We start from the raw sequence: 15,382 nt of genomic DNA on the forward strand, positions 1-15,382 counted from the left end.
ATAGCCTTAGAAAGTACGTGGTTTCGGTTTGAAGGTATCAACCGTCAGCGGCTTGGTCACGACAGGCTTGTATTCCAGTCGGTTGCCTTCCGAATACCACAGAGTGTGCTTCATCCAGTTGTCGTCGTCACGTTGCGGATAGTCATCCTGGGCGTGGGCGCCGCGCGATTCCTTGCGGGCTGCTGCCGAAACGATGGTCGCTTTCGCCGTTTCGATCAGGTTGTCCAGTTCCAGCGCTTCCACACGAGCCGTGTTGAAGACCATCGATTTATCCTTGAAGGAGACGTGCTTGCGGCGCTCGTCGAGCTTCATGATTTCTTCGACGCCCTTGTTCAGCATCTCGTCGGTACGGAACACGCCACAGTACTTCTGCATCGTTGCGCGGATGTCGTTCGCCACGCCCTGCACGGTTTCCGTGCCGGTCGAGTTTTCCAGGCGCGCCAGGCGGCCCATGGCAAATTCGGCAGCATCGGCTGGCAAAGGCTTGTTTTCCTTGGCTTTCAGGCCACTGTTGACGATGTGGTTGCCGGCCGCGCGGCCGAAGACCACCAGGTCGAGCAGCGAGTTCGTGCCCAGGCGGTTGGCGCCGTGCACCGACACGCAGGCGCATTCGCCGATTGCGTACAGGCCGTTGACGACCTTGGCCGAATTATCCGGACCGGTCGGGGTGACGACCTGGCCGTGGATGTTCGTTGGAATGCCGCCCATCTGGTAGTGAATCGTCGGCACGACAGGAATCGGTTCTTTGGTGGCATCGACGTTGGCGAACTTGTGGCCGATTTCCAGGATCGACGGCAGGCGCTTGGCGATGGTATCGGCGCCGATATGGCGCAGGTCCAGCATCACGTGGTCCTTGTTCGGACCGCAGCCGCGGCCTTCTTTGATTTCCTGGTCCATCGACCGCGATACGAAGTCGCGCGGCGCCAGATCCTTCAGGGTCGGCGCATAGCGCTCCATGAAGCGTTCGCCTTCGCTATTGATCAGGATGCCGCCTTCGCCGCGCACGCCTTCGGTGATCAATACGCCCGCGCCGGCCACGCCGGTCGGGTGGAACTGCCAGAATTCCATGTCTTGCAGTGGCAGGCCGGCACGTGCCGCCATGCCCATGCCGTCACCGGTGTTGATGAAGGCATTCGTCGACGCGGCGAAGATACGGCCTGCGCCGCCCGTTGCCATGACCGTCGTCTTTGCTTCCAGGATCATGCATTCGCCGGTTTCCATTTCCAGCGCGACTACACCGATCACGTCGCCTTCGGCGTCGCGGATCAGGTCGAGTGCCATCCATTCGACGAAGAAGTGCGTACGGGCGCGCACGTTGCGCTGGTACAGGGTGTGCAACAGGGCGTGACCGGTACGGTCGGCCGCTGCGCAAGCGCGCTGCACCGGCTTTTCGCCGAAGTGGGCCGTGTGGCCGCCGAAAGGACGCTGATAGATGGTGCCGTCAGGGTTGCGGTCGAATGGCATGCCGAAGTGTTCCAGTTCGTACACGACCTTCGGTGCTTCGCGGCACATGAATTCGATGGCATCCTGGTCGCCCAGATAGTCGCCACCCTTGACGGTGTCGAACATGTGCCAGAACCAGTTGTCTTCCGCCATGTTGCCGAGCGACGCGCCGATACCGCCCTGCGCCGCAACGGTGTGCGAGCGGGTCGGGAAAACTTTCGACAGGACTGCGACGTTCAGGCCGGCTTCAGCCAGCTGCAACGACGCGCGCATGCCGGAACCGCCGGCGCCAACGATTACCGCATCAAAGCGGCGGGTAGGAATTGCAGATTTATATGCTGCCACGATTACACACTCCAGAGTATCTGCACCGTCCAAGCGGCACAAGCGATCAACCACAGCATGGTGGCAATTTGCAGCGTCAAACGGAGGCCAGCGCTTTTCACGTAGTCCATCCAGATATCGCGTACGCCAACCCATGCGTGGTAAAACAGGGCAACGAAAGTCACCAGGCTGAACAATTTAAACCACTGCTGTGCGAACAGACCGGCCCAGCCTTCATAGCTGAAGTTACTACCGGTAAGGAAGGAAATCAGCAGGATGGCCACATAGGCCACCATGACGATGGCGGTGACGCGTTGCGCCAGCCAGTCGCGCAAGCCGTAATGGGCACCAACGACGAGGCGTTTCGGTCCGATGTTATTGTCTGCCATTAAAATACTCCAAACAGTTTCAAAGCGACCAGGGCCGTCAGCACCAGGCTGACAACCAGCACGGACGTCGCGGTCTTGCGTGCCGAATCTTTTTCGATAGCAACGTGGACATCCATGAACAGGTGGCGGATGCCGGCGCAGAAGTGGTGCAGGAAGGCCCAGACCAGAGCCAGGGTGATCAGCTTGACGAACCAGTGCGATGCGATGCCCTGGAAGTAAGCGTAGGACATCTCGGAACGCAAGCTCTGTTCCAGCATGTACAGGATGCAGGGCAGCAGGGCGAAAATGATAAAGCCGCTGATGCGATGCAGGATCGAGACGATGGCGCCGACAGCCATGCGGTAGTTCGACAATTCGGTAACATGAATGTTACGGAATTCCGGCCGTTCTTTTTTTGGTACTTCTCTTACGGCTTCAGACATAACAAAAACCTCCCCTTGATAACTTAAATATTGAAGCGAAGCCGCGATTTTCGCCTATTTTCGCAACCCACACCAATATCTATTGTTGCATATAACCAAAATGGTTTTTTACTACAAAATATCGCGCTACTTTCCGTAGTTCACGTAATTTAATTACAGAATCGCCGGCAAAGCACGGCCCGCCGAGGCGGGCCGTGCTTTAGCTGCGCTTTCTGCTGTCTCCGTTGCCCGCCTTGCGGCAGGCATCTTGCAAGCGATGCACTTCAGCCCTGCTGCTTGTGCGGACGCCCGCGGGCGCCCCGCCGCTTCAGCTGAGTTCATTCTGATAATGATGACGACTGGTCAGGTACAAGCCCCGGCGCAGTTCGACCGGCTTGTCGCCGTAGGTAAACGACACGCGCTCGGAACTGAGCAAAGGCGTGCCAAGGTCGATATTCAAGAGCTGCGCGGCACCGGCATCGGCGCACACGGCGCGGATCTGCTCGGACGCGCGTATCATGCGCGTGCCAAATTCCGTTTCAAACAGGCCATACATCGGGCCCTTGTATTCCACCAGGCGCTCGGCCGTCAGACCTTTGAAGATCAGGCCGGGCAACCACAGCTCCTCGACGATGGTCGGCACGCCGTCGAAATACTGCACGCGCTTGATGAAGATGACGGCATCGCCGGACTTCAGATCCATCAGGCGCGCCACGTCGGCGGGCGCGCGCACGCGCTTGACTTCGATGAACTTGCTTTCGGGATAGTGCGGCACGCCTTCGTCCGGCACCAGGCGCAGGAAGCGGAAATGCGCGCGCGCCTCATGGTGGGTGGAAACAAAAGTGCCCTTGCCCTGGCGACGCATGACGAGGTTCTCGGCCGCCAGTTCGTCGATGGCCTTGCGCACCGTACCCTGGCTGACCTTGAAACGCCCTGCCAGCTCGACTTCGCTGGGAATCAGCTCGCCCGGCTTCCATTCGCCAGATTGCAGGCTCTGCGTAATGAGCGCCTTGATCTGCTGGTACAGGGGGCTGAAGGTGGGAGAAGGGCTGGCAACGGGCATCGCCGTCGCAGTGGTATTGCTGCTGGCCACTACGGTGACTGGCGTGCCGGCAGGTACGGCGCCGGGCGTGGCCGGGGAGCTCGCGGTCGGACTGACCGCCCCGCTTGCAGCAGTGGCATTGTTGGTCAGATTGGACGAGGCGGAATTCATAGTCCGACATTTCAACACAAATCACTGCCCGCGTCCAGTAAAACACTCGTAGTTATCTGTCTTATATAAGACATAAGATATGATTGACAGATGCAGATCAGGGGCCTAAACTGCCTTCGATAAAACTTGTGAACCACCGTTTTATGTTGTCGGCCAGCCACTCTGGCCTCGTGCAGCACGAGCGTGACGGCAGCGTACACCAGCAATTCGGTGGCGCGTGCCGGTTTTGGTATCATTATAGTTTTTCCGGATAAGCGTAAGCCCAGCTTCAAGCCCGTTTTCTTTCCCATTTTTGGAGATTCATCATGGCTAAAACCCCAATGCGTGTTGCAGTGACCGGCGCCGCCGGCCAGATCGGCTACGCCCTGTTGTTCCGCATCGCCAATGGCGACATGCTCGGCAAAGACCAGCCTGTCATCTTGCAACTGCTTGAAATCCCGGACGAAAAAGCCCAGAAGGCGCTCAAGGGCGTAATGATGGAAATCGACGACTGCGCCTTCCCGCTGCTGACGGAAATGACCGCCCACTCCGATCCGCTGACCGCATTCAAGGATGTCGACGTAGCCGTACTGGTTGGCGCGCGTCCACGCGGCCCAGGCATGGAACGCAAGGACCTGCTGGAAGCGAACGCACAGATCTTCACGGTGCAAGGCAAGGCGCTCGACGCCGTCGCTTCGCGCAATGTCAAAGTCCTGGTGGTCGGCAACCCTGCCAACACCAACGCTTACATCGCCATGAAATCGGCACCGTCGCTGCCGGCGAAAAACTTCACCGCCATGCTGCGCCTGGACCACAACCGCGCGCTGTCGCAAGTCGCTGCCAAGACCGGCACCGCCGTGAAAGACATCGAGAAGCTGACCGTATGGGGCAACCATTCGCCAACCATGTACGCCGACTACCGCTTCGCCACTGTGAACGGCAAGGCCGTCAAGGACCTGATCAACGACCAGGAATGGAACGCCAACACCTTCTTGCCGACCGTCGGCAAGCGCGGCGCGGCCATCATCGAAGCGCGCGGCCTGTCGTCGGCAGCGTCGGCAGCGAACGCAGCCATCGACCACATCCATGACTGGATGCTGGGCACGGCTGGCAAGTGGACCACCATGGGCGTTCCTTCGGATGGCTCGTATGGCATCCCTGAAGGCACCGTGTTCGGCTTCCCGGTCACCACCGCCAACGGTGAGTACACCATCGTTCAAGGTCTGGAAATCGATGCATTCTCGCAAGAGCGCATCAACCTGACCCTGAAAGAACTGACCGAAGAGCGCGAAGGCGTGAAACACCTGCTGGCCTAAATCCAGTATTGGCGGCGCGGCCTGAGCGCCGCCCGCCAAGAAGGCCGCCCCGCGAGATTCGCGGCGCGGCTGTTTTATCAAGTAGTTTTTACCTGCAGAAATGCCTTAAGCATGCACCCTTCCGAGGTTTTATTCCAAGGCAAACGCCAGCCGCTGTTGCTCGCCGCTTGCGACCACTACGCCGGCTCTGAAAAGCTGATGCGTAAATCGATTGCTTTGCAACAAGAGCTTGGCCCCCTGTTCGACATCACGTTCGACTGCGAAGACGGCGCCAGCGCCGGCAATGAAGAAACCCACGCCCACATGATCGCCGGCCTGCTGGCCAGCGACGAGAACCAGTTCAACCGCATCGGCGTACGCGTGCACGACGTCGACAGCCCATTTTTCACGCGCGACGTGGAAATCATCTGCACCGCAGCGGCCCGCCTGGCCTACATCGCCGTGCCCAAGGTGGGCGGCGTGCAGGATGCCATGCTGGCCATCGACCTGATCAACCTGCACGCGCGCCGCGCCGGCCGCGACAACCTGCCCGTGCATATCCTGATCGAGACGCATGGGGCGCTGCGCGACGCCTACGCCATCGCGGCCCTGCCCCAGGTCGAATGCCTGTCGTTCGGCATCATGGATTTCGTCTCGGCCCATTACGGCGCCATTCCCGCCGCCGCCATGCGTACGCCGGGCCAGTTCACGCACCCGCTGGTGGTGCGCGCCAAGCTGGAAGTGGCGGCCGCCTGCCACGCGCACGGCAAGGTGCCGTCGCACAATGTGACGACGGACGTGCGCGATTCGGCCGTGGTGGCGAATGACGCCCAGCGCGCAACGGCCGAGTTCGGCTACACGCGCATGTGGAGCATCCATCCGGACCAGATCAAGCCCATCATCAAGGCCTTCACGCCGCGCCTGTCCGAAGTCAACGAGGCCAGCAACATTCTGAATGAAGCGCTGCGCGCCAACTGGGGACCGATTGCGCAAAATGGCCGCTTGCATGACCGCGCCAGCTACCGATATTATTGGACCGTTTTGCAACGCGCCAAACTGGCAGGCCTGGGCCTGCCCGAGGCGGCCGCTGCATTACTCAACGCGCTGCCTACCAGCACCACTGAAAACTGACAGGAATTACACGATGTCCATCTCCAAATTAGCAATTGCCTGCAGCGTCGCGCTGGGCGCCATGACCCTCACGCTGGCGCCAGCCAGCTTCGCCGCCACGGCAGAGGCAAATGCCAAGGCAGTCAAGGCCAAGCCGAAAGCCAAGGCCACCAAGGCCAAGGCGGCCGCCAAGGAAGCCCATCCGCTGGCCATGTCGGTCGCCGACAAGGAAGAAGCCGATGAACCGAACACCGCAGGCTCGGCCTCCACCGATTTCAATTGTGAACTTGGCAATAAAATTACCATCTACACCAATGCTACTGACGACAAACACATCGCCCTGCGCTGGAAGAAGCGCCTGCACCGCCTGAGCCGCGTTGGCACCACCACCGGCGCCAACCGCTTCGAGAACCGCTTGTACGGCCTGGTCTGGATCGGTATCCCCGCCAAAGGCATGCTGCTCGATTCCAAGCAGGGCCGCCAGCTGGCCAATGAATGCAAGGATGCGGAGCAAGCCAAACCGGCGGCAGTGGTGGAAGCCCCGCCATCGCTGGGCGTCTTGCCAGTTACCGGCGGCTGATGTGCGCAGCAAGGGCCTCTTCGGGGGCTCAGTCATGTTTTTTAATTTGAATAATCAATAAATAGACGATACCCAACAAGGAGAGGTCATGTCCCGCAACACTCTGAACACGCTCAAGGACTTTAATATTTCGGATAGCAAGAAGGGCAAGCTGTATTCCCTGCCTGCGCTGGAAAAAAGCCTGGGCATCAATGTCTCCCGCCTGCCAGTATCGATTCGCATCGTGCTCGAATCGGTACTGCGCAACTGCGACGGCAAAAAAGTCACCGAAGAACACGTCAAGCAATTGGCGAGCTGGGGCCCGACCGCCGAGCGCACCGACGAGATCCCGTTCGTAGTAGCGCGCGTCGTGCTGCAAGACTTCACCGGCGTACCTCTGCTGGCCGACCTGGCAGCGATGCGCAACGTGGCCGCCAAGATGGGTATCAACGCCAAGAAAATCGAACCGCTGGTGCCGGTCGACCTGGTGGTCGACCACTCGGTGACCATCGATCACTACCGCGAAAAGAAAGCGCTAGACCTGAACATGAAACTGGAATTCTCGCGTAACAACGAGCGTTACCAGTTCATGAAATGGGGCATGCAGGCATTCGACACCTTCGGCGTCGTGCCACCAGGCTTCGGCATCGTCCACCAGGTCAACCTGGAATACCTGGCGCGCGGCGTGCACCACGCAGGCAAGAAAGCCGGCGATGTGTACTACCCTGACACCCTGGTCGGCACCGACTCGCACACCACCATGATCAACGGCATCGGCGTGGTCGGCTGGGGCGTGGGCGGCATCGAGGCGGAAGCCGGCATGCTGGGCCAGCCAGTCTACTTCCTGACGCCAGACGTCATCGGCGTGAACCTGACCGGCGCCCTGCGCGAAGGCTGTACCGCCACCGACCTGGTGCTGACCATCACCGAATTGCTGCGCAAAGAGAAAGTCGTCGGCAAGTTCGTCGAATTCTTCGGCGAAGGCACCGAATCGCTGACCCTGACGGACCGCGCGACGATCGCCAACATGGCACCGGAATACGGCGCGACCATGGGCTTCTTCCCGGTCGACGACGCGACCATCGATTACTTCAAGGGCACCGGCCGCAGCAAGGCTGAAATCGCCGCGTTCGAAGGCTACTTCAAGGCGCAAAATCTGTACGGCATTCCAAAAGCGGGCGACATCGACTACACCCGCGTGGTGGAACTGAACCTGGCGTCGGTCGCTCCGTCGCTGGCCGGCCCGAAACGCCCTCAGGATCGTATCGAAATCGGCAACGTCAAGGCGAACTTCGCCGAGCTGTTCGCCAAGCCAACCACGGAAAACGGCTTCAACAAGAATCCGGCCGACCTGGCTGCCGTGTATGAAACAACGAACGGCGTGAAAGTGTCGAACGGCGACGTGCTGATCGCCGCGATCACCTCGTGCACCAATACCTCGAACCCGAGCGTGATGCTGGCTGCCGGCCTGCTGGCCAAGAAAGCCGTGGAAGCCGGCCTGAAAGTCGCACCGCACATCAAGACCTCGCTGGCTCCCGGCTCGCGCGTCGTGACCGAGTACCTGACCGCTGCCGGCCTGCTGCCATACCTGGAAAAACTGGGCTTCGGCGTAACCGCCTACGGCTGCACCACCTGTATCGGCAATGCGGGCGACCTGACGCCTGAGCTGAACGCAGCCATCGCCACGCACGACATCGTCGCCTCGGCCGTGCTGTCGGGCAACCGCAACTTCGAAGCGCGTATTCATCCGAACATCCGCTCGAACTTCCTGGCTTCGCCACCGCTGGTCGTCGCCTACGCCATCGCCGGCAACATGACGCGCGACCTGATGACCGAGCCAGTCGGCAAGGGCAAGGGCGGCAAGGACATCTACCTGGGCGACATCTGGCCAAGCTCGGCTGAAGTGTCGGCCATGATGAAGTTCGCCATGAACGCCAAGGTGTTCAAGGACAACTACGCCGACGTCAAGGGCGCACCAGGCAAGCTCTGGGAAAAAGTCACCACCGTGTCCGGTCAAGTCTACAACTGGCCGAAATCGACCTACATCGCGGAACCACCGTTCTTCGACAACTTCTCGATGACGCCAGCAGCTGTCGCCACCGGCATCGAAGGCGCGCGCGCACTGGGCGTGTTCGGCGATTCCATCACCACCGACCACATCTCGCCAGCCGGCTCGATCCAGGAAAACGGCCCTGCAGGCAAGTGGCTGAAGGAAAACGGCGTCCTGAAAGCGGACTTCAACTCCTATGGCTCGCGTCGCGGCAACCATGAAATCATGATGCGCGGCACGTTTGCCAACGTGCGTATCAAAAACCGCATGATCCCTGCCAAGGCAGACGGTTCGGCAGTCGAAGGCGGCATCACGATTCACCAGCCTTCCGGCGAACAGATGTCGATCTACGACGCAGCGATGAAGTATGTTGCTGAAGGTACGCCAACCATGGTCTTCGGCGGCGAAGAGTACGGTACGGGCTCGTCGCGCGACTGGGCGGCCAAGGGCACCCAGCTGCTGGGCGTGAAAGCCGTGATCACCCGTTCGTTCGAACGCATCCACCGCTCGAACCTGGTGGGCATGGGCGTACTGCCACTGCAATTCATCGGCGACGACAGCGTGCAAACCCTGGGCATCACCGGCAATGAAACCTTCGACCTGAAAGGCCTTGAAGGCGAAATCAAGCCACAGCAACTGGCTACCCTGGTGATCCACCGCGCCGACGGCACCAGCGTCGACGTGAAAGTGCTGCTGCGCATCGATACGCCTATCGAAGTCGATTACTACAAGCATGGCGGTATCCTGCCATTCGTGTTGCGTCAACTGCTGGCCGAGTAATCAGCCCAGCTGTAAGGCAAGATAAGAGCGCCGGTTTCGACCGGCGCTTTTTTTCGTCCCTGCACCCCGTTTTTCCTTGAAATTTCGACTATTGGCATGATCTGAGGAGAGCTTACGTATTGCGTGCGGCCGAATCCTCTACAATACGGTTATAAGGGTTTATCATTGTTTGACTGATCCATTTTTTTCACTTTCCGAGACTCTTATCCCGCTATGCGTCGTCCTTCCAAAGATTCATCCCATAAACTGACTGCCGACAGCCAGCGCCTGGTCACCTTTGCCCAGGCGATCGTACAGGCAGCCAGCCGTCTCGAAGAGCGGTCCTGGGAACACAGCCTGGATACGCAGCTCCAGAAATTACTCAAAACCGGCCACCAGGACACCATCGACAACACCCTGGGCAGCCTGTTCAAGGAAGACTTGAACGCCTACGACGTGCTGATGGACTGCGTTGAAGCCATCAGTGAATCGACCGTCATCACGCATGAAGACGTGCGCTACGACGCCCTGCTGGTCGCCGTGCCCATCCTCGCGTGGACGCGCTTTTCCATCGCTTCTGGCGCCATGGCCGGCGACGCGCACGGCGTATTGTCCGCACACTTTGCGGCCCACCTGCTGGCCGATGGCACGAAGATGGCCATGGCGCCAACCCTGTACTCGATCGACCAGCTGCCGCGCAGCCACGTCGAGACCTATGCCAAGACGCAGAAGCTGGCACTGGCCGCTCTGAAAGGCACGGCCGTCAAGCCATCAAGCAAAGAAGCCGAAACGGCGCCCTTCCTGGCCGATACGCGCTACCTGCTGGTGGCCGTGGTGGCGCCAAGCGGCGCACCGCTGTTCCGCTGGCAGACGCCGTCGAACCAGCTCGACTTCATCGCCGAGCGGAGCGCCGCCCTGGAACAATGGCGCACGCAGGCAACACCGACGATTGCCCGCCTGCTGCCCGGCTGCGGCCTGGAACTGCTGCTGCCGGAAGCGTACTACGTGGCCTGCCGCGAAGCGGACAAGCTGATACGCCCCGTTTCCGTGCGCGCCGCCGTGCACTACCTGACGCACACGCTGGCCATCGAGCCGTCGGAACTGCGCGCCGTCATCGCCGGTTTCGGCGAGGAAGCGGCCGATGGGCAGGTGGATGAGTACCGCATCGCCTTCACCCTGCGCCAGGCGCCGGACGTCATCTACGGCATCGTGTGGCCATTATATGGCCAGGAAGACGAGGATGGCACGCCGATCGAAGGCCTGATCCAGGTCGGCATCGCCGCGCTGGACAAGCAAAAGACGCCCGTCGATGAAATCATCGAACACCTGAACGCGGCCGGCGTGACGCAGATCAAGCGCCACGCGGAACGTTTTGTCGGTGAGTACTGCGACGATTGCGGCGCACCTTTGTTTGCCGATCCCGTCGGCGAGCTGGCGCATGCGGAAATGCCGGAAGATACGCCGCAAGGTACCGAGCACTTCCACTGATGCTGTAACGGTGTTGTCGGATTACGCCGTACCGGCTAATCCGACCTACGATGCCGGTACGGCCTGTAGATCGGATTAGCGCGCAGCGCGTAATCCGACAACACCACCAGCGCATGCAAAAAAGGCGGAACCGAGGTTCCGCCTTTTTCATTGCAACGTCATTTAAAACACCATCACCACTGTGAAAACGGGTGGCGGATCAGGTTCGCGTTGTAGTAGCGCGCATCGCCCGACACTTCCGCGCCGACCCAGTCGGGTTTCTCGAAGGGCTGGTCTTCCGAAGCCAGTTCGATCTCGGCCACGATCAAACCCGCATTCGCGCCCAGAAACTCGTCGACTTCCCACACCATGCCCGCATGTTCGATGCGGTGGCGATACTTTTCGATCAGCGGCTGTTCACACAGGCCGTCGAGCAGTTCGGCCGCATCGGCCAGCGGAATCGGATACTCCCACTCGCCGCGCGTCGCGCCCACGTTCGCGCCCTTGATGGTCAGCATCGCCTGCTCGCCCTCGATGCGCACGCGCACCACGCGCTCGCGCGCCGACGACAGATAGCCCTGGCGCAGCAATACAGCCTGCCCCAGGCCGCGCCAGGCGTCGCCTTGCAACAGGAATTTACGCTCGATCTCGACGCCCATGATCAACGCCGTTCAATCCAGCGACAGCAGGATGGGCTGCAGCATGGCCGCGCCCAGTGCCGCGCTGCGCGCGCCATTCCAGCCCACGGCCGGATCGGGCAAGTCGGCGTTTTCCTTGAACGGCATTTCCAGGGTCAGCGCCAGGCAGCCGAAGTGGTGGCCGATGTACTTCGATGCCAGGGTCAGCATGTCCGACTTGTACTTGCTGGCCGCATAGCCGAACTTGTCCTGGAAGTCAGGGCTGGCCTGCTTGTAGCGCTCAATGAAGGCTTTCTGGTGCGCCGCTTGCGCCGGCGTGAAGTTTTCCAGCATTTCATTCCCGGCCACGAAGTTGTACGGCAACGCTTCATCGCCGTGGATGTCGAAGAACATGTCGACGCCCGTCTCGTGGATCTTGTTTTTCACGCACAGCACTTCCGGGCTGGACTCCAGCGATGGCGTCATCCATTCACGGTTCAGGTTGGCGCCTGCCGCATTCGTGCGCAGGTTGCCGCGGATGGAACCGTCCGGGTTCATGTTCGGCACGATGTGGAACACGGCCCGCTGCAACAGCTTGCGCGCGATCGGGTTGGCGTCGTCCAGCAGGGAATCGATCAGGCCTTCGACGAACCATTCGGCCATCGATTCGCCCGGATGCTGGCGCGCGATGACCCAGATTTTCTTTTCCGCCTGCGAGTTGCCAATGGTGACCATATTCATGTCGCGGCCGTCGACCGTGCTGCCCAGGTCGGAGACGCGCGCCAGCGGATGCTCGGCCACTTCGCCCAGCAGGCGCAAATGGCGCTCCCACGAATACGGTTCGAAATAGGCGTAGTACACGCTGTCGAGTTCCGGCGTATGCGAAATCGTCATGACCTGGCCGTCGAACGAGGTCGGCACGCGGAACCAGTTTTCGCTGTCGTAGCTGGCCACGGCCTGGTAGCCTTCATAGCCGGCAGGATAGGTGGCCTGGCCCGCGTTCAGGATGCGCATCGTGCATGCCTGGTCCCGGGCGCCCTGCAGGCGGAAGTGGAACCACTGATGGATGTCCGCGTGGCTATCCTTGCGCAAGTTCAGGTCGATGGCAGCAAAGCTCGTGGCGCTTACTACGTCGATGGCGCCCGAGTCGAAGTTCTGGCTGATTTTAATGGTCATGTAATGATCCCGTCCGAATGTAAGTGTTCCGGCGTTGCCTCGTGGGCCAGCGCCGTTGCGCGAAAAACCGCAGTGTAAGCTATCCCGCTATTTTCCGCCCTTTGGTCCCGTTAGCAAAGCCTGGGCGGGCGCTTTATGCACCAATCCGGGGCATCGATGGCAAAGCGCCGGGCAAAAGGGCGAAAAATCGGTTCACTGTCCCATCCACCGGAGAAAAAACTGAATTGTAACAATGCCAGACACATTGGCAGGCCATCGCCACCCTATAATTCCTGCTTTCATAGAGTCGCCAGGAAAGAATCGTGGACAAGAAGTTGACCAATATTCAGGAAAGAAAGCTACGCGAGGCTCAGGCGCGGCGCGAGCACATCATCGACGTCGTCAAAGACCTCATCAAAAAGGGAGGCGCGCGCGCCGTCTCCATCCGCAAAGTGGCCGAGGCGGCCGGTTTTTCCACCACCGTCGTGTACGCCCTGTTCCGCGACAAGGCCACCTTGATCGCCCAGGCCATGGACAAGGACTTGCTGGAACTGGTGCGCGCCATGCGCAGTGCGTCCGCCAACAGCATAGACCCATGGGATCGCATACGCCTGGTCGGTCGCGCGTACATCGAGTACGGTTTCCAGCATCCCGACGAGTATTCGCTGATCTTCATGGAATTGCGCCCGCATGCGGAAATCGACGCTGTAGAAGTGGAACACGGCAATATCGAGCAGGATCCATACGCCTACGCGTTGCACCTGTTCGGCGAACTGGCGCAGGCGGGCAAGGTGCGCCAGGACGAACCGGCGCTGCACACGATGACGCAAATCTTCTGGCAATCGCTGCACGGCCTCGTTTCGCTGCGCATCGTCATGGATGCGGGCGACCCATGGACGCCGCACCCGGAAATGAATGCGCATATCGACGACTTGCTGGCCGTCGTGACGGCAGGCATCCGACTGCGCTTTGCGCCAGCGGTCTGACCCTTGATCTGGCGCAACATGCGCCAGGCAAAAAAAGTGGGCAGGCGCGGTGCTGCACCGCCCTGCCCCACCTGTGTACTAGCCAGGCGGACTACGCTTCGAGCATGCTCTGCGTTTCCTGGTAGCGCGTATGCCATGACAGCGCCTGCTCCAATATGTGCGGCGTGTGACCGCCGCGCTGGCATGCCGCGTCGTAATACGCGCGCAATTGATCGCGGTAATCGGGGTGCGTGCAGCGCTCGATGATCAACGGCGCCCGTTCGCGCGGCGCCAGTCCGCGCAAGTCCGCATAGCCCCACTCCGTCACCAGCACATCGACGTCATGCTCCGTATGATCCACATGCGAGACCATCGGCACGACGCTGGAAATACGTCCACCCTTGGCCGCCGATTTCGACACGAACATCGACACTTGCCCGTTGCGCGCAAAGTCGCCCGAGCCACCGATGCCGTTCATCATGTGCGTGCCGCACACGTGCGTGGAGTTGACGTTGCCGTAGATATCGAATTCCAGCGCCGTGTTCAGGGCGATGATGCCCAGGCGGCGCACGATTTCCGGGTGGTTGCTGATCTCTTGCGGGCGCAGCACGATTTTTGACCGGTAATGGTCGATATTGTCCATCAGCTTTTGATGCACGGCTGCCGACAGGGTGATCGACGAGGCCGAGGCGAACGCCAGCTGCCCCGAATCGAGCAGCTCGATGGCGCTATCCTGCAGCACTTCCGAATACATGGTCATGTTCCGGAAGGGCGAGCCGATCAGGCCATGCAGCACGGCGTTGGCGATGGTGCCGATGCCCGCCTGCAGGGGCAGCAATTCCGGCCCCATGCGCCCGGCCGCCACTTCGCCTTCCAGGAAGGCGATCACATGGCTGGCGATGGCCTGCGTTTCCGCGTCGGGCGGCAAGGCGTTCGACGGGCTGTCGGGGCTATCCGTGATGACAATGGCGGCGATGCGGGCCGGATCGATGGCAATGGCCGTGCTGCCCAGGCGCTGGTCGACGCGCGTGAGCGGAATCGGCTCGCGGCCCGGCAGGGCTTGCGGAATATAGATGTCGTGCAAGCCTTCCAGCGCCAGCGGCGTGGACAGGTTGATTTCGATGATGACTTGCGTTGCCTGCTGGGCGAAAGCGGCGGAATTGCCCACCGACATGGTCGGGATGATGGCGCCGGCCGCCGTGATGGCCGTCGCTTCGATGACGGCAATATCGACGGCCGCCAGGTTGCCCGAACGCAACTGCTCAGCCGTTTCCGACAGATGCTGGTCGATGAACATGACCTCGCCCTTGTTGATCTTGCCGCGCAAGACCGGGTCGACCTGGAATGGCATGCGGCGCGCCAGCACGCCCGCCTCGGCCATCAGGCCGTCGCTGCCATTGCCCAGCGAAGCGCCCGTGATCAGGGTCAGGCTCAAGGGATCTTGCAGGGCGCGCTCGGCCAGCGCGCGCGGCAGGGCCTTGGCGTCGCCGGCACGGGTGAACCCGCTCATGCCGACACGCATGCCGTTGTGGAACAATTTGGCTGCCTCATCGGCGCTCATGATTTTGCCGAGCAAGCCTGGGTGGCGGATACGGTCCTCGTACATCGTGATGCTCCTGATATTCTTAATATTCTCAAACTGGATGGCTGTCATAC

The 15,382-nt window shown here is 60.6% G+C and carries 13 protein-coding genes; 6 read left to right on the forward strand and 7 right to left on the reverse strand.

Going from position 1 to position 15,382, the window contains the following annotated elements; all coding sequences use genetic code 11:
• Positions 1-6: 6 nt before the first annotated feature.
• The 4 genes from sdhA to CLU92_RS12810 form a co-directional block, all read right to left on the reverse strand.
• Positions 7-1,788 carry a succinate dehydrogenase flavoprotein subunit gene (sdhA, locus tag CLU92_RS12795; RefSeq protein WP_101482190.1) on the reverse strand — a complete coding sequence of 594 codons (1,782 nt, stop codon included), beginning with the start codon at positions 1,786-1,788 and terminating at the stop codon, positions 7-9.
• Between the two features lie 2 nt (positions 1,789-1,790).
• Entirely contained in the window at positions 1,791-2,156 is a 366-nt protein-coding gene (gene sdhD, locus CLU92_RS12800) for a succinate dehydrogenase, hydrophobic membrane anchor protein (protein WP_071076254.1), read from the reverse strand.
• Complete coding sequence (sdhC, locus tag CLU92_RS12805; RefSeq protein ID WP_101482191.1) at positions 2,156-2,578, reverse strand: succinate dehydrogenase, cytochrome b556 subunit; 423 nt, start codon at positions 2,576-2,578, stop codon at positions 2,156-2,158. The genes sdhD and sdhC overlap by 1 nt, the downstream gene beginning before the upstream one ends.
• A 307-nt stretch (positions 2,579-2,885) precedes the next feature.
• Positions 2,886-3,770, reverse strand: a complete 885-nt coding sequence (locus CLU92_RS12810; RefSeq protein WP_101482192.1) for a GntR family transcriptional regulator — start codon at positions 3,768-3,770, stop codon at positions 2,886-2,888.
• Positions 3,771-4,075: 305 nt separating this feature from the next.
• On the opposite strand from CLU92_RS12810, the gene CLU92_RS12815 reads away from it, so the two are divergent.
• The 5 genes from CLU92_RS12815 to CLU92_RS12835 all read left to right on the forward strand — a co-directional run bounded on the left by CLU92_RS12815 (position 4,076) and on the right by CLU92_RS12835 (position 11,010).
• Positions 4,076-5,065, forward strand: a complete 990-nt coding sequence (locus tag CLU92_RS12815; RefSeq protein ID WP_101482193.1) for a malate dehydrogenase — start codon at positions 4,076-4,078, stop codon at positions 5,063-5,065.
• Between the two features lie 111 nt (positions 5,066-5,176).
• Positions 5,177-6,175: a CoA ester lyase gene (locus CLU92_RS12820; protein WP_101482194.1), complete on the forward strand. Its 999-nt coding sequence runs from the start codon at positions 5,177-5,179 to the stop codon at positions 6,173-6,175.
• A gap of 13 nt (positions 6,176-6,188) precedes the next feature.
• A complete protein-coding gene (locus CLU92_RS12825) occupies positions 6,189-6,734 on the forward strand; it encodes a hypothetical protein (protein ID WP_101482195.1) in 546 nt (181 codons plus the stop codon).
• 88 nt (positions 6,735-6,822) lie between these two features.
• The gene (gene acnA / locus CLU92_RS12830) at positions 6,823-9,543 is read left to right on the forward strand and encodes an aconitate hydratase AcnA (RefSeq protein WP_101482196.1); all 2,721 of its coding nucleotides are present in this window, start codon (positions 6,823-6,825) and stop codon (positions 9,541-9,543) included.
• Positions 9,544-9,756: 213 nt separating this feature from the next.
• Positions 9,757-11,010, forward strand: a complete 1,254-nt coding sequence (locus CLU92_RS12835) for a DUF2863 family protein (RefSeq protein WP_101482197.1) — start codon at positions 9,757-9,759, stop codon at positions 11,008-11,010.
• Positions 11,011-11,183: 173 nt separating this feature from the next.
• On the opposite strand, the gene CLU92_RS12840 is transcribed toward CLU92_RS12835, so the two are convergent.
• Positions 11,184-11,648 carry a CYTH domain-containing protein gene (locus CLU92_RS12840; protein WP_101484656.1) on the reverse strand — a complete coding sequence of 155 codons (465 nt, stop codon included), beginning with the start codon at positions 11,646-11,648 and terminating at the stop codon, positions 11,184-11,186.
• A 12-nt stretch (positions 11,649-11,660) separates the two neighbouring features.
• Entirely contained in the window at positions 11,661-12,782 is a 1,122-nt protein-coding gene (locus CLU92_RS12845; RefSeq protein WP_101482198.1) for a M14-type cytosolic carboxypeptidase, read from the reverse strand.
• A gap of 302 nt (positions 12,783-13,084) precedes the next feature.
• Between CLU92_RS12845 and CLU92_RS12850 the strand changes: the two genes are divergently transcribed.
• Positions 13,085-13,747, forward strand: a complete 663-nt coding sequence (locus CLU92_RS12850) for a TetR/AcrR family transcriptional regulator (protein WP_101482199.1) — start codon at positions 13,085-13,087, stop codon at positions 13,745-13,747.
• 91 nt (positions 13,748-13,838) lie between these two features.
• On the opposite strand, the gene CLU92_RS12855 is transcribed toward CLU92_RS12850, so the two are convergent.
• A complete protein-coding gene (locus CLU92_RS12855; RefSeq protein WP_101484657.1) occupies positions 13,839-15,332 on the reverse strand; it encodes an acetyl-CoA hydrolase/transferase family protein in 1,494 nt (497 codons plus the stop codon).
• Positions 15,333-15,382: the final 50 nt, after the last annotated feature.

This window comes from Janthinobacterium sp. 61, assembly GCF_002846335.1.
Lineage (GTDB): Bacteria > Pseudomonadota > Gammaproteobacteria > Burkholderiales > Burkholderiaceae_D > Janthinobacterium.